17 protein-coding genes are annotated in these 17,357 nt (G+C 74.9%); 8 read left to right on the top strand and 9 right to left on the bottom strand.

Going from position 1 to position 17,357, the window contains the following annotated elements:
* Positions 1 to 5 precede the first annotated feature (5 nt).
* From CRP30_RS07905 to CRP30_RS07890, 4 genes are all read left to right on the top strand, one after another.
* Positions 6 to 869: an SGNH/GDSL hydrolase family protein gene (locus tag CRP30_RS07905; protein WP_097183414.1), complete on the top strand. Its 864-nt coding sequence runs from the start codon at positions 6 to 8 to the stop codon at positions 867 to 869.
* 114 nt (positions 870 to 983) lie between these two features.
* Positions 984 to 1,556 carry a hypothetical protein gene (locus CRP30_RS07900; protein WP_097183413.1) on the top strand — a complete coding sequence of 191 codons (573 nt, stop codon included), beginning with the start codon at positions 984 to 986 and terminating at the stop codon, positions 1,554 to 1,556.
* 88 nt (positions 1,557 to 1,644) lie between these two features.
* Positions 1,645 to 2,370 carry a dienelactone hydrolase family protein gene (locus CRP30_RS07895; protein WP_097183412.1) on the top strand — a complete coding sequence of 242 codons (726 nt, stop codon included), beginning with the start codon at positions 1,645 to 1,647 and terminating at the stop codon, positions 2,368 to 2,370.
* Positions 2,371 to 2,441: 71 nt separating this feature from the next.
* Positions 2,442 to 2,996 (top strand): AAA family ATPase, encoded by a 555-nt coding sequence (locus CRP30_RS07890; protein ID WP_159961608.1) that lies wholly within the window; start codon positions 2,442 to 2,444, stop codon positions 2,994 to 2,996.
* Here CRP30_RS07890 and CRP30_RS07885 read toward each other — a convergent pair.
* The 5 genes from CRP30_RS07885 to CRP30_RS07865 all read right to left on the bottom strand — a co-directional run bounded on the left by CRP30_RS07885 (position 2,974) and on the right by CRP30_RS07865 (position 8,763).
* Positions 2,974 to 5,505 (bottom strand): HAD-IC family P-type ATPase, encoded by a 2,532-nt coding sequence (locus CRP30_RS07885; RefSeq protein WP_097183410.1) that lies wholly within the window; start codon positions 5,503 to 5,505, stop codon positions 2,974 to 2,976. The two genes, CRP30_RS07890 and CRP30_RS07885, sit on opposite strands and share 23 nt — an antisense overlap.
* A 109-nt stretch (positions 5,506 to 5,614) precedes the next feature.
* Positions 5,615 to 6,859: an MFS transporter gene (locus CRP30_RS07880; RefSeq protein WP_235003260.1), complete on the bottom strand. Its 1,245-nt coding sequence runs from the start codon at positions 6,857 to 6,859 to the stop codon at positions 5,615 to 5,617.
* A gap of 41 nt (positions 6,860 to 6,900) precedes the next feature.
* On the bottom strand, positions 6,901 to 7,215 hold the full coding sequence (locus CRP30_RS07875; protein ID WP_097183408.1) for a hypothetical protein: 315 nt from the start codon (positions 7,213 to 7,215) through the stop codon (positions 6,901 to 6,903).
* A 59-nt stretch (positions 7,216 to 7,274) separates the two neighbouring features.
* The gene (locus tag CRP30_RS07870) at positions 7,275 to 8,384 is read right to left on the bottom strand and encodes a winged helix DNA-binding domain-containing protein (protein ID WP_097183407.1); all 1,110 of its coding nucleotides are present in this window, start codon (positions 8,382 to 8,384) and stop codon (positions 7,275 to 7,277) included.
* A gap of 40 nt (positions 8,385 to 8,424) precedes the next feature.
* A complete protein-coding gene (locus tag CRP30_RS07865) occupies positions 8,425 to 8,763 on the bottom strand; it encodes a WhiB family transcriptional regulator (RefSeq protein ID WP_439647019.1) in 339 nt (112 codons plus the stop codon).
* Positions 8,764 to 9,018: 255 nt separating this feature from the next.
* Between CRP30_RS07865 and CRP30_RS07860 the strand changes: the two genes are divergently transcribed.
* Both CRP30_RS07860 and CRP30_RS07855 read left to right on the top strand, forming a co-directional pair.
* Positions 9,019 to 10,698, top strand: a complete 1,680-nt coding sequence (locus CRP30_RS07860; RefSeq protein ID WP_235003259.1) for a bifunctional 3'-5' exonuclease/DNA polymerase — start codon at positions 9,019 to 9,021, stop codon at positions 10,696 to 10,698.
* A 49-nt stretch (positions 10,699 to 10,747) separates the two neighbouring features.
* The gene (locus CRP30_RS07855; protein WP_097183405.1) at positions 10,748 to 11,398 is read left to right on the top strand and encodes a cytochrome b/b6 domain-containing protein; all 651 of its coding nucleotides are present in this window, start codon (positions 10,748 to 10,750) and stop codon (positions 11,396 to 11,398) included.
* A 13-nt stretch (positions 11,399 to 11,411) separates the two neighbouring features.
* Here CRP30_RS07855 and CRP30_RS07850 read toward each other — a convergent pair whose 3' ends face one another.
* Both CRP30_RS07850 and CRP30_RS07845 read right to left on the bottom strand, forming a co-directional pair.
* On the bottom strand, positions 11,412 to 12,680 hold the full coding sequence (locus CRP30_RS07850) for a D-arabinono-1,4-lactone oxidase (RefSeq protein ID WP_097183404.1): 1,269 nt from the start codon (positions 12,678 to 12,680) through the stop codon (positions 11,412 to 11,414).
* Positions 12,681 to 12,706: 26 nt separating this feature from the next.
* The gene (locus tag CRP30_RS07845) at positions 12,707 to 12,955 is read right to left on the bottom strand and encodes a hypothetical protein (RefSeq protein ID WP_097183403.1); all 249 of its coding nucleotides are present in this window, start codon (positions 12,953 to 12,955) and stop codon (positions 12,707 to 12,709) included.
* A gap of 153 nt (positions 12,956 to 13,108) precedes the next feature.
* Between CRP30_RS07845 and CRP30_RS07840 the strand changes: the two genes are divergently transcribed.
* On the top strand, positions 13,109 to 13,741 hold the full coding sequence (locus CRP30_RS07840) for a LysE family translocator (RefSeq protein WP_097183402.1): 633 nt from the start codon (positions 13,109 to 13,111) through the stop codon (positions 13,739 to 13,741).
* On the opposite strand, the gene CRP30_RS07835 is transcribed toward CRP30_RS07840, so the two are convergent.
* Complete coding sequence (locus tag CRP30_RS07835) at positions 13,692 to 14,627, bottom strand: LysR family transcriptional regulator (RefSeq protein WP_097183401.1); 936 nt, start codon at positions 14,625 to 14,627, stop codon at positions 13,692 to 13,694. The genes CRP30_RS07840 and CRP30_RS07835 overlap by 50 nt on opposite strands.
* Positions 14,628 to 14,697: 70 nt before the next feature.
* Between CRP30_RS07835 and CRP30_RS07830 the strand changes: the two genes are divergently transcribed.
* Complete coding sequence (locus CRP30_RS07830; RefSeq protein ID WP_200814615.1) at positions 14,698 to 15,762, top strand: EamA family transporter; 1,065 nt, start codon at positions 14,698 to 14,700, stop codon at positions 15,760 to 15,762.
* Here the strand turns inward: CRP30_RS07830 and CRP30_RS07825 are convergent.
* Complete coding sequence (locus CRP30_RS07825) at positions 15,750 to 17,354, bottom strand: polyamine aminopropyltransferase (protein WP_097183400.1); 1,605 nt, start codon at positions 17,352 to 17,354, stop codon at positions 15,750 to 15,752. The two genes, CRP30_RS07830 and CRP30_RS07825, sit on opposite strands and share 13 nt — an antisense overlap.
* Between the last annotated feature and the right edge of the window lie 3 nt (positions 17,355 to 17,357).

Raw genomic sequence — 17,357 nt, 5'->3', positions numbered from 1 at the left:
CTCGGATGGAGAAGCCCGTGCAGCGCATCGCCGCCTGTGTCCTCGCCGCCCTCGCCTTCGTGCTGCTCGGAGCGCCCGCCACGGCGTCGGCGCACGGGCCGATCCGCTACGTCGCCCTCGGTGACTCCTACAGCGCGGCGTCCGGCGTCCTGCCGCCCGACCTCACGGCGCCGCCGCAGTGCCTGCGGTCCACCAGCAACTACCCGCACGTCATCGCCGCGGCCATCGGAGCCCAGCTCACCGACGTGACCTGCGGCGGCGCCGACACGGGGGACTACACGGCCGAGCAGTACCCGGGGGTCGCGCCGCAGCTGGACGCGCTGGCGCCGGACACCCAGCTGGTCACCATGACCATCGGCGGGAACGACAGCAGCGTCTTCATCAACTCGATCCTCCAGTGCGGCGCCGCCGGCCTCTCCACCCTCGGCAAGGGCAGCCCCTGCAAGGACAGGTACGGGTCCTCCTTCGAGAACACGATCCGGAACGTCACCTACCCGTCCCTGGTGCGCACCCTCCAGGCCGTGCGGGCCGAGGCGCCCCGGGCCCGGGTCGCCATCCTGGGCTACCCCTGGATCATGCCGAGGACGGGCGGTTGCTTCGACCGGATGCCCGTCGCCGAGGGCGACGTCCCCTACCTGCGCAGCCTGCAGACGACGCTCAACGACGCCGTCCGGCGCGCGGCCGCGGCCACCGGCGTCACCTACGTCGACATGAACCGGGTGTCCGAGGGCCATGACGCGTGCGCGCCGATCGGGGTCCGCTGGGTCGAGCCCGTGCTCCAGGGCACGAACCCGGTGATCGTCCACCCGAACGCGCTCGGCGAGCAGGGCATGGCCGCCCAGGCGATGAAGGTCCTCCGCCTGCGCTGAGGCGCCTGCCGGTCCACAGCGGTTCGGTGGGCCGGACACAGCTCCGGCACAGGTCTGCCATCGACGCTCTCCGGAACGGCCGGGACGACCGGCCCTGGGGACGAGGAGCACCACGTGCGCAAGAAGCTGATCATCGCCACCACCGCGGGCGCGCTGACCCTGACCGGTCTCGCGGTCGCCGTGCCCGCTCTCGCCTCGCCCGGCGCGGGCGGCACGGCGGCGGTCGAACGGATCACCGAGGCGCTCTCCGGCCTCGTCGATGACGGGTCCCTGACGCAGGAGCAGGCCGACGAGGTCGCCGCGACGCTGAGCGAGGCCGGCATCGCCGGCCGCGGCGGCGGCCACCACGGCGGGGGGCCCGGCCTGGCCGCCGCCGCCGATGCCCTCGGCATGACCGAGGAGGAGCTCCGCACGGCCCTCGAGCAGGAGGGGACCACGCTCGCCGACGTGGCGGAGGAGCAGGGCGTCGACGTCGGCACCCTGGTCGACGCGCTCGTCGAGGCGCAGCAGGAGCGCATCGCCGAGGCCGTCGAGGACGGGCAGCTCACCCAGGAGGAGGCCGACGAGCGGCTGGCCGACCTGAAGGAGCGGATCACCGAGCGGGTGAACAGCGACACCCCGCCGGCCGGGCGCGGTCCCGGCGGGCGCGGCGACCGGGACGACGCCCCGGCCGACGAGGGCGACTGACCCGTCGGAATGCCGGGGGCGGGCCGGTGCGACAGGCTGACGGTCGCGCCGGCCGGCGCCCGTGCGTCCTGCTGTGCTGAGGAGATCCATGCCCGAGGTCGGAGTTCCCGGCGGTGCGAGCGCCCCCGAACTGCGTGCGCACCTGGCCACGCCTCCCGTCGGGACGGGCCCGTGGCCGGGCGTCGTCGTGATCCACGAGGCCTTCGGGCTCAACGACGACACCCGTGACCAGGCCGACCGGCTGGCCGCCGCCGGGTACCTGGCGCTCGCGCCCGACCTGTTCAGCGCCGGTGGCGCGCTCCGCTGCCTGAGGTCGACGTTCGGCGCGATGCTGCGTGGCCAGGGGGCGGCGTTCGGCGACCTGGAGGCGTCCCGGTCGTGGCTGGCCGGCCGTGCCGACTGCACGGGGCGCATCGGCGTCGTCGGCTTCTGCATGGGTGGCGGGTTCGCGCTGCAGGCCGCCACCCGCGGCTTCGACGCGGCCGCGCCGAACTACGGCCTCGTCCCGAGACGGGCGGAGGAGGTGCTGCAGGGGGCCTGTCCGGTGGTCGCGAGCTACGGCCGGCGGGACCTCGCGCTCCGCGGAGCGGCCGGACGGCTGGACGACGCGCTCACCGGGCTGGGGGTGCCGCACGACGTGAAGGAGTACCGCGACGCCGGGCACTCGTTCATGAACCGGCACGACAGCGGTCCCTTCGGCGTCCTCGAGCGGGTGGCCGGCTTCGACTACCACCAGCCGTCGGCCGAGGACGCGTGGGCGCGCATCCTGCGGTTCTTCGACCAGCACCTGCGGACGGCGGCCCCCGCGACCTGAGCGCCCCGGCTCACAGGCGCTTCCCAGCCGGGGTCGAGGTCCCTGGAAGGCGCCGGGCGGATCGTCGGGTGGTGGAACGCGGAGCGGTGCTGACGGCGCCGGTGCGGCCGGACGTCGATCCCCCCGTCCTGGTGGTGATCGGCGGGCTGCCCGGCAGTGGCAAGACGACGCTGCTGAAGCGCCTGCTCGCCGAGGGGGCCCCCGAAGTGACCGGCCTCGACTCGGAGTTCGTGGCCGAGCGCTTCCGACAGGCGGCGGCCGGTGTCCCGTACCGCTTCCTGCGCCCGTGGGTGCACGTCGTCCACCGCTGGCAGGTGGTGCGCCGCGTGCGCGGCGAGGGCCGGGTCGTCGTCCTGACCGACCCCTGGACCAGCGCGCGCTGGCGCGCCGTCGTCCTCCGCGCGGCGGCGTCCGCGGGCCGGCGCGTGCGCGTGGTGCAGCTCGACGTGACCCCGGAGCTCGCGGTCCAGGGGCAGTCGCTCCGCGGCCGGGGTCTCTCGGACCGCGCCATGCGCCGTCACGTCGCCCGGGCCCGGCGCCTCTCGGCGAGGCCGGGAGCCGGCGCGGTGGTGATCGACCGGGAGCACGCCGGACGGCTCACGCTCACCGAGGTCCTCGGCCGCTGAGCGCGGCCAGGCCGAGGGCACGCTCGAGCAGGCGGGAGCGGTAGGCCAGGCTCAGCACGGCGAACCACAGCACGAGCGCCGGCAGCACCGTCCGGAACACCGGGTCCGCTGCCTGGGTGAGCCCGAAGTAGTCGGAGAACCAGGGCACGAACAGCAGCCCGGAGAAGACCACGGCCAGCACGACGACCAGCACGGCCGGCCGCCGGTCGCCGTCCGGCCGCGTCCAGGCCGCGAAGAACCGGTGCGGCGGCTTGAGGAACAGGATGAGCAGGAAGGCGGCGTAGGAGACGAACGTCGACAGCGCGGTCTGGGCTCCGATCGTCGCCGCGGCGTCGGCGAAGCCGACGTCGTCCGAGGAGAGCCCCGTGTAGCTCTCGAAGTCGGCGAGCACCTCGGCGGGCGTGCCGGACCGGCTCAGCCCCTCGAAGAGGAACGTGTAGTGGTAGGCGTACAGGCCGACGCCACCGGCCGCCGTGATCACCGCCGCCGGGACGACGAAGCGGCCCAGGTTCGCCAACAGGTGCGGGTCGGGTGCGGTCGGGCGCGCCCATGACGTCAGGAACAGCGTGGGCACTCCGACGGTGAGCAGCGTGAGCCCGACGTTGGCGGGGGAGTACGGGAAACCGAGGCCGAGCATGGTGACCGCGAGGATGACCAGGCCCTGGGTGCCGACGCGGGCCAGGAAGACCTGCATCGACGTGCCGATCCCGTCGATGATCCGGCGTCCCTCGTGCTGTGCCGGCCGGAGTGCCCCCAGCGAGTCGTCCGTGAGCACGATGTCGGCGACGTCCCGGGCCACGGCGCTGCCGCTGGTCATCGCCACCCCGACGTGCGCCCGCTTGAGGGCCCGGGCGTCGTTGACGCCGTCGCCGATCATGGCGACGTAGCGGCCCTGCCGGCGCAGCGACTCGACCAGGCGTTCCTTCTGCTCCGGAGCGATCCGCCCGAAGACGGTCGTGCGCGCGACGAGCCGGTCGAACTCGGGGTCGGGCAGCCCCTCGAGGGCGGGACCGGCGACCGGCACGCCGGCGTCGATGCCGGCCTGCCGCGCGAGGGCGGCGACCGTCCGCGGGTCGTCCCCGGACACGACCTTGAGCCCGATGCCGTCCCGGGCGAACCCGGCGACGGTCTCGGGGATGTCGGGGCGCAGCTCGTCGGCGAGCGAGACCACGGCGACCGGCTCGAGGGCCGGGAGCCGCGGCCGTCCGTCGGCGTCGCGCACCGGGGCGTCGGCGTCCGCGCGGGCGACGACGAGGACCCGCAGCCCCTGGGCCGTCCGCTCGGTCACGGCCTCGTCGAGCGGTGGCCCGGCCAGGACCAGGGCCAGCCGGTCGGGTGCGCCGAGGACGTAGACGCCGTCGTCGGTGTGCAGGGCGCTCCACCGCAGCGTGGAGGAGAACGGGATCTCGTCGACGACCGGCCAGGCCTCTCCGGGCAGGGCGGCGGCCAGCGCGCCGGTGGTCAGGTTGGGGGCCGCCGCGCTCCGGGCCATCGACCCCAGCAGGCGTCCGGCCTCGGCCGCGTCCAGGGCACCCACGGGGTGGACCTCGGCGAGGGCCAGCCGGCCGGTGGTCAGCGTCCCGGTCTTGTCGGTGCAGACGAGGTCGACGTGACTGACCGACTCCACGGCGTTGACCTGCTGCACGAGTGCGCCCCGCTGGCTGCTCCGCGCCGCACCGACCGTGTAGGCGACGGCGACGAGGAAGAACAGCCCGTAGGGGACCAGCCCCGACAGCACCGCCGTGGTCTGCACGACCCGGACGAGCGTGAAGCCCTCGAGGGCGGCCTGGAACAGGATCGTCGCGCTCATCAGCGCGACGAGCAGCATCACCAGCCGGACGACGAACTCGATGCGGTCCTGCAGGGGCGTGCGGTCGGTGGTGGTCTCCCGCGCGTCGGCGGTCAGCCGACCGGCGTGGCTCGCGGCGCCGACGTCCCGCGCGAGCTGGTAGGCCTCGCCGCCGACGCAGAAGCTGCCGGACAGGAGGTCGTCGCCGGGCATCTTGAGCAGCGGCTCGGACTCACCGGTGAGCAGGGACTCGTCGACGTCCACCCGCCCGCCGTCGAGCACCGGTCCGTCGACGACGAGCTGGTCGCCCGGCCGCACGTGCAGCACGTCGCCGCGCACGATCTCCTCGGGCGTCACCTGGACGTCCCGGCCGTCGCGGACGACGGTGACCCTGCTGCGGCCCAGCAGCTGCAACCGGTCGAGCTTGCGCTTGGCCCGGATCTCCTGGACGGCGCTGATCCCCGCGTTGACCAGGCCGAGTCCGACGCTGGTGAAGGCATCGCTGTAGCGGCCGAGGGCGAGGAGCGCGGCGCCGATGACGAAGAGGATGACGTTGAAGAAGGAGAAGACGTTCGTGCGGACGATGCGTGTGTAGCTGCGGGACGACGCGCTGACGGCGACGTTCCCCTCACCGCGTCGGTGCCGGTCCGCCGCCTCGCGCCCGGTCAGCCCGAGGGCGACCTCGCTGCCGAGCGCTGTGCCCGACGCCTGCACGTCCATGCGACCCCCCCGTCAGCCGGCCCGGGCGGAACCGTGCGTCGCTCCGGAGTGCCCGGCGGGAGGGCCGGCTACCCGCTCGTCGGCGGTTCTCCCGCGCCGGTGCCGCCCGTCAGGCGGGTCGGCCGGCGACCGGGCTGCGGGCACCCGCCTTCTCCCTGGGCAGGGCGAGCGTGGCCACGACCGCGGCCGCCAGGACCGCCGAGCTCGCCGCGAAGGCCCACTGGTACGAGGCGACGTCGGTCAGCCAGCCCGCGATCAGCGGCCCGGCGATCGCCCCGAGGTCGGCCGCCATCTGGAACACCGCGACCACGCGTCCGCCCCGGGCGGGACTGATGTCGGCCACGAGCGCGGCAGGGGCGCTGGCCAGCAGCGAGGCGGCGAGCCCGAACACGGCCATGGACAGCAGGAACGCCCCGATCGCCGGCGGGAGCACCAGCACCAGCATCGACGCGGTGGCGAGAGTGCTCCCGAGCAGGAGCGCGGGCCGGCGGCCCCACTCGTCCACCAGTCGTCCGGAGCGCAGCAGTCCCAGGGCCTGGGCCAGCGAGCCGGCGAGCAGGCCGGCACCGGCCCACGCGACGGTCCGGCCCAGCTCCTCGGTCACGTAGAGCGGGACGAGGGAGTTGCGGACGCCGAACAGCACCCAGCCCACGCCGAGGTTGGCCACCAGCGCGGCGAGGTAGGCGCGGGAGCGGAAGGCGGCGGCGAGGCCGACCGGGCCGGCGCCCAGGTCGGGACCGGCCGCGGCCGGGTCGTCCGGAGCAGTCGGAGGCGGCGCCTTCAGGAGCAGCATCCCGACGGAGCCGGCCACCAGCAGGAACCCGGCGTAGAGGAAGAAGGGCAGCCGCGGGGAGAGCTCGGCCAGGAGCCCGCCGGCGGCGGGGCCGGCGATGCCGCCGAGGATGAAGCCGCCCTGCCACGTCGCGGCGGCCCGCCCACGGTGGGTCGGCGGGGCGACACGCAGGAGCAGGGACAGGGCCGCGACGGTGAACATCGCGCTGCCGACGCCGCCCGCGGCCCGGAGCGCCAGGAAGACGGGGAAGGAACCCGCCAGGCCGGCCAAGCCCGTCGTCACCGCCACGATGACCAGGCCGGCGGCCAGGACCAGCCGCTCGCCGAACCGCTCGACGAGCGAGCCCCCGCCGAACGCCGAGACGAAGCGGAAGAAGGCGAAGGCGCTCACGGCCAGCCCGACGGCCGTCGTCCCCACCCCGAAGGCCCGGGCGAACAGCGGGATGGCCGGGGCCACGATGCCGAACCCGAGCGCGACCACGAAGGCGATGACGGCCAGCACCCCGACGTCCCGGGGGAGGTCACCTCGCCCGAAGACCCGCACGAGCTCCGATCCTGGCACGCCTCGGGAGTGCGCCCGATCACCGGGGGGCAGGCGCCTCGTCAGCGCCCGTCCGGGCCTCCCGCGTCGAGGAGTGCCTCGAGCTGTGGGGCGCGGTGCAGCGCCAGGGGTCGGCCGGCGGTCCGCGCGGCGTCGAGGTGGTCCTCCACGAGTTCAAGCGCGGGCGTGGACAGGAAGACCGCCGAACCCGTGTCGATGCCGTCGATCCGCACCGGCTCGCGCCCGTAGCGCTGCAGGAAGCTGTCGACGGCTGCCACGTCCACGACGCCGGCCAGCACGAGCACCCGCCCGCCCGCGGTGTTGAGGAGGCGGACGATGCCGCGCCCCGCCGAACGCTGCGCTGCCGGCCGGGTCACGCTCTCAGTGTGCCGCCCGCGAGCGCGGCCGGAGCGCGGGCCGGGCGTCGACCGACGGGTCAGCCGTCGGCCACCTGGACGCGGCCGGGTGCGCCGTCGCCGAGGAACCCGGCGAGCTGCTCGCCCTCGGCCGCCACGTCCTCCCGCTCGGCTGCGGTGAGCCGGCGCAGCGGCTGGACCGTCACGGCGACGTCGCCCCGGGCATCGCCGGTCGCCGTCCAGGTGGCCGCCACGAAGCCGTCGACGAGGACGAACCGTGCGCCGGTCACGCTGAGGGCGCGGTGGTCGTCGTCGATCAGGCGGGTCCGGTCGTCGTAGCCGAGGACGGCGTTGTCGAATGCCGGCAGGAACCGCACGGGCACTGGCTCCTCCCGGTGGGGCAGGGGGCCGTCGGGCACGTCCAGCAGCCGCCGCCCGCGCTCGTCCCGGAACGTCCGCAGGCGGGGGAGGACGCGCTCGACGACCCCGGGGAGCCCGCTGAGGCCGCACCAGGCCCGGAGGTCGGAGCTCGACGCCGGCCCGTAGGCCGTCAGGTAGCGCAGGACCATGTGCTCGAGCACGGCGTGCGGGTCGTCCGGCGTCTGCACATCCCGTCCGAGCCAGGCCAGGACCGTCGTGTTGCGGGCCGGCGCCTGCACCCGCCACACGCCCCGCGGGGTCGTCTGCACGAGGGGGACCAGGCTCGACAGGGCGTCGCCGAGATCCCGGGCGGTGGCGCCCGGCCATCGCGGGGTCAGCAGACGCCCCACGTCGGGCAGGGTCCGGGGCTCCTCGGCGAAGAGCGGACCGCCCGCGTCGGCGAGCGCCTCCAGGTCGACCCCGGGCAGCCGGCGCCCGAGGACGCCGATCATGCGCGCCACCAGCATCGTGTGGTGGACCGGTCGCAGGGCCAGGCAGTCCTCCGCCGTCACCAGGTGGAGGGTGCGGCGCATGAGCTGCGTGCGGACGACGACGCGGCGCTCGAGCAGCTCGACGAGCTCCGCCGGGTCGAAGGCGGACAGCCGTGACCAGAGCCCGACGTAGGGCTCGTGGGGCTCCTGCGCCTGCAGGCCGAGGAGGTGCTCCACGACGGCGGGCACGGAGCGCCGCTCCCGTCGGTGCAGCAGCTGCCGCGCCAGGGTCGCCCGGTTCAGCGTCCGGCGGTCCAGAACCGCCGGCAGAGGGGCCATGACGCGGGTGTCTACCGCATCCGGGTTCGCAGCGGGGGTGTCAGGCGCCGATCGCGTCCCTGCGCACGAGGCGCAGGCGGCGCCGCTCGCGCTCGGACAGGCCTCCCCAGATGCCGAACCGCTCGTCGTTGGTCAGTGCGAACTCGAGGCACTCGGCGCGCACCGCGCAGCCAGTGCAGACGCGCTTGGCCTCCCGGGTGGAGCCGCCCTTCTCCGGGAAGAACGCCTCCGGGTCGGTCTCGGCGCAGAGCGCGTCCAGCCGCCAGCCGTCCTCGGACATCTCGATCACCGGGCGCGGCGAGGAGGGGAGGGGTTCCGCCACCGGGAGGGCGGAGGTGTCGGTCAGCAGGGTCAGGAACGGGCGGGAGAAGGAAGACACGGGAAGCTCCTCGGGGTGGTGCGGGGTCACTCGACGCAACGGAACGGCGCCGGGTGAATGCTCTCTGTGACGTTACGGAGGCCGAGGGGTTCCTGGCATCGGCACAATGCGAACGAAACGGGTGCGTCCGATTGGTGCTTTATGTCGACTCGCCGATACGGCGACACGGCGACACGGCGCTTTGTCGACATGACGCCCGCACGGCGTGGGCCTGCGCCGGCCGGTGGTGTCCGACCCCTCGGGAAGACTGACCCGGTGGACCGCGTCGTGCTCGTACGCCGCGGCGAGTCGACGATCGAGGCGACGATCGAGGCGACCGTCGAGGCACGGTCGTCCTCCGATGTCGGTACTGCTCCCTCGGTGGTGCGCATGACGACCGACGAGCTCCCTGGCTTCGTCCGGGAGCGCGAGGCCTCGCCCGTCCGCTGGGTCTGGGACGACACGACCCGGTGGTACCCGGGCCTCCTGGACGCCGGTGTTCGCGTCGAGCGCTGCTGGGACCTGCGGCTGAGTCACGCCCTGCTCCGCCGGACCCCGTTCGTGGACCAGCAGCTGCTCGCCGACGACCAGGCACGCGGCTGGGACGTGCTGGCACCGGTGACCGGCACCGACGCCGCGCTCTTCCCGCTGGCGGATCCGGCCGACCAGCTCGATCCGGCCGCAGAGGATCGACGCCAGCAGCGGGCACTCGCCGGCTCGACCGAGCGGAGCCGGCTCACCCTCCTGCTGGCGGCGGAGTCGTCGGGTGCCCTGGTGGCCGCCGAGATGACGCACGCAGGGCTGCCCTGGCGCGCCGAGGTGCACGAGGAGCTGCTCACGGACCTGCTGGGTCCGCGCCCGGCCGCCGGGTCCCGGCCTGCCGGGCTGGAGCGTCTGCTGGCCGTCGTCCGGGACGCGTTCGCAGCGCCGGCGCTGAACCCGGACTCGCCGGGTGAGGTGCTGCGCGCGCTTCAGGCCGCCGGCCTCCCCGTGGAGGACACGCGCTCGTGGACCCTGGAACAGCTCGACCACCCCGGCATCCCGGCGTTGCTCGAGTACAAGAAGCTGTCCCGCCTCGTGCAGGCCAACGGCTGGACCTGGTTGGACACCTGGGTGCGCGACGGTCGGTTCCGCCCCCGGTTCCTCCCCGGCGGCGTGGTGACCGGGCGCTGGGCCTCCACCGGCGGCGGCGCCCTCTCCATGCCCCTCCAGGTGCGCCCCGCGGCCGTCGCCGACGACGGCTGGCGGTTCGTCGTCGCCGACGTCGCCCAGCTGGAGCCGCGGGTGCTGGCGGGCATGAGCCGGGACGCCGCGATGGCCGAGGCCGCTCGGTCGACCGACCTGTACGCGGGCATGGTCGCCTCCGGGGCGGTCGCCAGCCGCGCCGATGCCAAGCTCGGCATGCTCGGCGCGATGTACGGCGGCACCCGGGGGGAGAGCGGCCGCATGATGCCGCGCCTGACCCGTCGCTACCCCCACGCCATCGGGCTGGTGGAGGAGGCGGCCCGGGCGGGGGAGCGGGGCGAGGTGGTGCACACGCTGCTCGGCCGCGGCTCCCCGGCGCCCTCGCGCGGGGACGGTTCGGACGCACCGGGCGAGCCGCCCGAGGAGCGGGGCTCGCCGGCCGACCGCGACCGCCACCGCCGCGCCTGGGGCCGCTTCACCCGCAACTTCGTCGTCCAGGGGACGGGTGCCGAATGGGCGCTCTGCTGGCTCGCGGACCTGCGCAACCGCCTCTGGCGGCTGGGCGGCACGGGCACCGTCGAGCAGCGCCCGCACCTGGTGTTCTTCCTGCACGACGAGGTGGTGGTGCACACGCCGGAGGAGCTGGCGCCCGCCGTCGTGGAGGAGGTGCGACGGTCGGCCGTGCAGGCCGGCCGGCTGCTGTTCGGCGACTTCCCGATCGACTTCCCGCTCGACGTCGCCGTCGTCCGGTCCTGGGCGGACGCGGACTGACCGGTCATCCTGTCCCGACCACGCGGAAGCCACGGGGAGGAGCGCGTCGATGCGCCTGCGCAACGGCCCGCACGGCTACGGCGCCGTCACCAAGGTCCTGCACTGGCTGACCGTGCTCGCGATCGTCGCGCAGTTCGCCATGGGTTGGGCCATGGACCTCGACGACGGGGCCGACCGGCAGGACGACCTGCTCGACGCCGAGGCCGACCGGCTGGCGGACGCCGCCGAGGGCCGGGGCGAGGCGGCCGAGGAACGGGCAGAGGCGGAGATCGAGGCTCGCGAGGACGCGCTGGACGCGGCGGAGGACGACGAGGCGTCCCGGCTGTTCACCGACGTCGTCACCGGCGACGCGTTCGGTGACGGGCTGTCCCTGCCGGAGGTGCACGTGCTGCTCGGGCTGCTGGTGCTGGCGCTCGGCGTCGTCCGCATCGTCTGGCGCCGCACGACCCCGCTGCCCCCGTGGGCCGAGCACCTGTCCGCGGGGGAGCGGCGGTTCGAGGGGCTCCTGGAGAAGGCGCTCCTGGCGCTGCTCGTCGTCGTCCCGGTGTCCGGGCTGCTGCTGGTGGGCGCCGGGACGGACTGGCTGCCCCTCCACGTGGCCGCGCAGATCGCGTTCCTCGCCGCGGTCGCCGGCCACGTCGGACTCGTGCTGCGGCACACCGTCCTGCGCCGGAACCGGCACCTGCTCCGGATGCTCTGACCCCGGCGGACGGTCAGCCGGCGCCGAGGAGGTGGCGCTCCAGCCAGTCGTTGCGGAAGGCGCCCCGAGGGTCGAGCCGCTCGGCGAGGGCCAGGAAATCGGCGTGCCGCTCGTACAAGGGGGCGACGGTGGCGGCGTCGGCCCGGAAGACCTTGCCCCAGTGCGGCCGGGCCCCGAAGGGCTCGAGCGCCCGCTCGAGGTCGAGCAGCACGTCACCGACCGGCCCGGGCTCCGGGCGCCAGGTGAAGTGCAGCGCCACGCTCTGCCGGCCGTGGGCGGTGCTCAGCCACAGGCGGTCCGCGGCGACGGTGCGGATCTCGCAGGTGAGCAGCAGCGGTGCGATCCGGTCCGCGAGCTCCCGGACGGCCTGGATCGCCGGCACCGCGGAGTCGTGCGGGACGAGGTACTCCGACTGCAGCTCGTCGCCCGCGCTCGGCGTGAAGCCCATGCGGAAGTGCGGCAGGCGGTCCGACCACAGGCCGGGCCGGCCCAGCTGCGGCGTGCACGGGGTGGGGTCGAGCCCGATGACGGGGTTCCGCTCGACCTCCGCGGGGGTGGCGCCGAACAGGTCGCCGTCCGGGACGGCGTCCCGGTCGGTCCGGCTCTTGACCCACACCATGTCCACGTCCGCGCCCCAGAGCGTGAAGAGGCTGACGCTGTACCCGGCCGCGGTGATCTCGTCGAAGTTCTCGAAGAGCGCGTCCCAGGCCAGGCCCTCGTACACCCGCTGCGCCACGTCGAAGGCCGGCTCGATGTCGAGGGTGAGGCGGGTGACGGCACCGAGGGCGCCCAGGCCGACCACCATGCCGTCGAAGTCGGCGTCGCCCCGCGCGACCTCGCGCAGCTCGCCGTCCGAGGTCACCAGCTGGAGCGCCGCGACGGCGGTGGCCAGGTTGCCGTTGCCGACGCCGGAGCCGTGGGTGGCCGTCGCCACCGCGCCGGCGACGGAGATGTGCGGGAGCGAGGCGAGGTTGTGGAGGGCGGCGCCCTCGTCGCGGAGGACGTCGACCAGCTCCCCGTACTTCAGTCCACCGCCGACCGTGACGGTCCCGGCGGCGAGGTCGACGTCGATGCCGGACGTCGCGGAGGACTCGGCCTGCACGGCCTCCAGCGACACCAACTCGGTGGAGTCGGCGATGTCGGTGAAGGAGTGCCGGGACCCCAGCACGCGGATGCGCTCCGCCCGCGAGACGAGCTCCTGCACCTGCTCGAGGGTCGTCGGCCGGTGCAGCTGCTGCGCCCGGTAGGTGTGGTTGCCCGCCCAGTTCGTCCCCACTGTCACGACCCGACGATACGGACGACCACCCGTCAGCCGAGCTGGTCCATCGCCTCCGCCCGGAACTGGGCGAGGAACTGGTCGCGGGTGATGCCGCGCCGCTCGGCCTCGCGCTCGCACAGCATGGCGATGACCAGCGACGACTGGCGGACGACGTCGGCCCGGGTGTCGTCGTCGAGGGAGCCGAGCACCTTCGTCCACGCCGCCCAGTCGCCGTCGCCGGCGGCCTCGGCCATCTCGAGCACCAGACCGAACCGGCGCAGCGACTCCAGGTTCGCCATGCGGCGTGCCTCCGTTCCGGCCGCCCGGTGCGGCACCTCGACCCCGACGGTAGCGACGGGCTCGGCGTCGGATGCCGCCGGTGCGTATCAGGACCGCGGTCCCGCCCCTCGTACCGGCGAGGCCCGCGTGGGACCTCGCGGATCGGGGTTCCGATGGACGGCATCTGGGCGTTCCTGGCGATGACGGTGCTGCTGTCGGTCTCGCCCGGCCCGGACGACGTCCTGGTGCTGCGCAGTGCGCTGCGCGGTGGGCCCCGTACGGGGCTGGCCACCGTCGGGGGAGTGGCGGTGGGCACGCTGGCCTGGGGGACGGCGGCGGCGTTCGGCGTCGCCGCCGTGGTCACCGGCTCTGACTCCACGGTCGAGGCGCTGCGGCTCGGGGGCGCCGGATACCTGGTGCTGCTCGGCGTCGTCCCCCTGGTCGCCGAGGCGCGCGGGCGGGCCCAGGCGCTCCTGCCGGTCGGCGCTGCGGCCCCGCCCGCGCCCACCGGACTGGGCCGGTCCTTCTCCGCAGGGCTCCTCAGCGACTTGCTCAACCCGAAGATCGGGCTCTTCTACCTCGCCGTCGTCCCGCAGTTCGTCCGCGAGGGTGCCCCGGTCCTGCAGTACTCGTTGCTGCTGTGCGCCATCGACGTCGGCGTCGCGGTGGTCTGGCTCTCGACCCTCGCCTGGCTCGCCTCGGCCGCGGCCGACTGGCTGATGCGGCCGGTCGTCGTCCTCTGGTCGCAGCGCTCCTTCAGCGTGGTCCTCGTCGTCCTGGGGGCGACGACGGCGCTGGGTGCCTGAGCGCGGCGTCCGAGGAACGCGGCGGAACCCCGGGGTGGCCGTACTCCTCGCGGACCAGGTCCAGCAGGGCCGGCAGGTCGGGCGGCGGGCTGTCCGCCCACCACGCCAGCCACACCGGGACCGGCGGGGCGTCGCGGACCAGCCGGTAGGCCACCCCGGGGCGCGGGTGCTGGGCGGCGGTGGCCTCGGCGGAGATCCCCACGGCCTGCCCCGCGGCGATCACGGTGAGCCAGTCCTCGATCCCGTGCACCGTGCGCGTGGCCGCGGGCGCCGTCGGCGGCGTCCAGAGCTGCTCGCTGGTGGTGCCGGTGCGGGCGTCGACGGCCACGGTGCGCCCCGCGAAGTCGGCGAGGGTCAGGCTGCGGCGGCGGGCGAGCGGATCGTCCGACGCCATGGCGGCGAAACGACGCTCGCTGCCGACGAGAGCCGTCCGGACGCGCGGGTCGTCGAGTTCGCGGCGCAGCACGCTGACGTCCGCCACGCCCTCGGTGAGCCCGGCCGTGCGGCTGCCCGACTGGACGAGCGTGAGCGCTGATCCCGGCCGGGCCGCGGACCAGCGCCGCTGGACGGTGGTCGTGTGCCGGCCCAGCGCCGACCAGGCATAGCCCACCCGGAGGTCACCACGGGACTGCTCGGCCGCCCGCCGGATCGCCGCGACCTCCTCGAGCACCCGACGGGCGTGCCCGACGACCTGCGCGCCCACTGCCGTGAGCGACACCTCGCGGGTGGTGCGGTGCAGGACACGGGCGCCCAGTGCGCGTTCGAGGGCCGCCACGGTGCGCGAGACGGAGGCCTGCGAGAACCCGAGTTCGTCGGCCGCGGCGGTGAACGAGCCGGTGTCCACGACGGCGAGCAGGGCGCGCAGCTGACGGACCTCCGGATCCATGCGCCCAGCGTATGGGCGGGTGCGCGTCCGGCATTTCCCCCGCCGTCCGACCGTGCTGATACTCGGCCGGGTGACCAGCCGCGTGACCAGCCGCGTGACCAGCCAGGTGACGAGTGGGGCGACCGTCCGGGAGGCCGTCCAGGCGCCCCGACCGTCCCTCGTCCGGGGCACCGGGATCATGCTCGCCAGCGCGCTGAGCAACCAGGTGGGCGCCGCCCTCGGCGCCCGCGCCTTCGGCACCATCGGCCCGGCGGGCGTCGTGGCCGTGCGCCAGCTGGTGGCCGCACTCGTGCTCCTGCCGCTGGCCCGCCCGCCGTTGCGGCGGATGACGTGGCCGCAGTGGTGGCCGGTGCTGCTGCTCGCCGTGGTCTTCGGCTGCATGAACCTGTCGCTGTACACCGCGATCGACCGGCTCGGTCTCGGTCTCGCCGTCACGCTGGAGTTCCTCGGGCCCCTGGCGGTCGCGCTCGCCGCGTCCCGGTCGCGGTCGGACCTCCTGCTGGCCGCCGCGGCCGCCGCGGGCGTCTACGTGCTCGTCCTCCCCGGGCCGTCGAGCGACTGGCCGGGCCTGGCGCTGGGCCTGGTGGCGGCCGCCTGCTGGGCGGGCTACATCGTCCTCAACCGCATCGCGGGGGCCCGGATGCCGGGGCTGCAGGCCCCCGCCGTGGCCGCCCTGCTCTGCGCACTGGGGTACCTGCCGGTCCTGGTCGTGCTCGTCCTCGACGGGCGGTTCACCGCGACGGCACTGGGCTACGCCGTGGTGGCGGGTGTGCTGGCGTCGGTGGTGCCCTATGCGGCGGACCTCACCGCCCTGCGTTTCGTCCCGGCGCGCTTCTTCGGCGTCTTCATGAGCGTGCACCCGGTGCTGGCGGCGCTGGTCGGCGTCGTCCTGCTCGGCCAGCTCCTGCATCCGCACGAGTGGCTCGGCATCGCGATGGTGGTGGCGACGAACGCGGTCGCGGTCACCCTGACCGGTGGCGCGGTGACCTCTCCGGTCGAGGTCGATCCCGCGGCGCCCATGCCGGCCGCGGATCAGCCCACCGCGCCTCAGCCCACTGCGCCTCAGCCCACTGCGCCTCAGCCCACTGCGCCTCAGCCCACTGCGCCTCAGCCCACTGCGCCTCAGCCCACGTAGCCCTGGCGCATGTCCTCGACGATCCGGGGGCGGTCCAGCGTCGACGGCGCGAGGACCTGCGGGCGCCGGTCGGCGGGGAAGACACCGGCGGCCTGCAGGCCGGCGTCGTCGAGGAAGCGCAGTGCCGGCGCCTGGGTGGACAGCACCAGCCCCGGCGGGTCCGTGCCGGCCTGCCCGAGCACGAACCCCCAGTCCCCGAAGCTCGGGACGAGGACGTGGTACGGCGACGTCCCGAAGCCGGCCGAGGCGAGCGTGGCGACCGTGCGCCAGTAGGCGGTGGGCGTCGAGTAGGGGCTGCCGGCCTGCACGACCACCAGCCCGTCGGGCGCCAGCGCGGCGGACACCAGCCCGTAGAACTCGGTGGAGTACAGCCGGCCGAGCACCGGCGTGTCCGGATCCGGCATGTCCACGACGACGGCGTCGAAGCCGCGCGCGTCCGGTGTGCGCAGCCATCGGAAGGCGTCCTCGACGACCACGTCGACGCGCGGATCGGCCAGTGCGTCGCCGTTCAGCGTCGCCAGGCGGCCCCGGGCGAGGTCGATCACTGCCGGGTCCAGCTCCACCTGCACGACCTCGCGGACCGATGGGTGGCGGAGCACCTCGCGTGCGGCCAGCCCGTCGCCACCGCCCAGGATCAGCACCCGGGCCGGGTCGCGCGCGAGCACCGGGTGCACCAGGGCCTCGGTGTAGCGGTGCTCGTCGACGCTGGAGAACTGCAGGTCGCCGTCCAGGTAGAGCCGGACGTCGCCGGCCCGCTCGGTGACCACGATCTCCTGGTAGGCCGAACGCTGGGCGGACACGATCGGGTCGTCGTAGAGCCGCTGCCGTGCCGTGACCTCGATGTCCTGCGCCCGCACGAGCAGCACTCCGAGCACGGCGGCCGCCGCGAGCAGGGCGGCGGTGGCGCCGCGCCTGGCCCGGGTGCTGAGCTGACGGCGCAGCAGGAACGCGGCGACGACGGCTGCCGCGACCAGGTTGATCATGCCGGTCAGTGCGGCGCCGCGGACCTGGCCGGCCAGGGGGAGCAGGACGAAGGGCCAGGCCAGACCACCCAGCAGCGCTCCGGCGTAGTCGGCGGCGTTGAGATCGGCGAGCAGTTTGCCCGACCCCTCGGCGTCGATGCCGCCGCGGCCGGCCTGCAGGAGCGTCATGAGCAACGGCACCTCGGCACCGACCAGGATGCCGATCACCGCGGTGGCCACCAGCAGCACGGCGCTGCTCGTGCCGTAGTAGGAGAAGGAGACGTACAGGGTGACGGCGCTGAGACCGCCGGCCACGCCGAGGGCGATCTCCACGGCGACGAAGGTGGTGGCCGCCCGGCCGAGGAAGGGCTTGACCAGCAGGGCTCCGGCCCCGAGCGCGGCGACGAAGCCGGCGACGATCAGCGAGGTCTGGGTGATGCCGCCCCCGGTGAGGCTGGCGGAGAGGGTGAGGAGGACCAGCTCGTAGATGAGCCCGCAGGCGGCGCAGACGGCGACGGCGGCCAGCAGCAGCGGCCGGGAGCGGACACCGGTCGCGTTCGGCCGGGCCGGTGCCGACCCCGGGGTCGTACCTGGGGCCGTCGCCGGGGTCTGACCGGTCGCCGTCGTCACGGG

Source organism: Blastococcus haudaquaticus (genome assembly GCF_900230285.1).
GTDB classification, from domain to species: domain Bacteria; phylum Actinomycetota; class Actinomycetes; order Mycobacteriales; family Geodermatophilaceae; genus Blastococcus_B; species Blastococcus_B haudaquaticus.
This window is presented reverse-complemented; position numbering and strand designations above follow the sequence as displayed.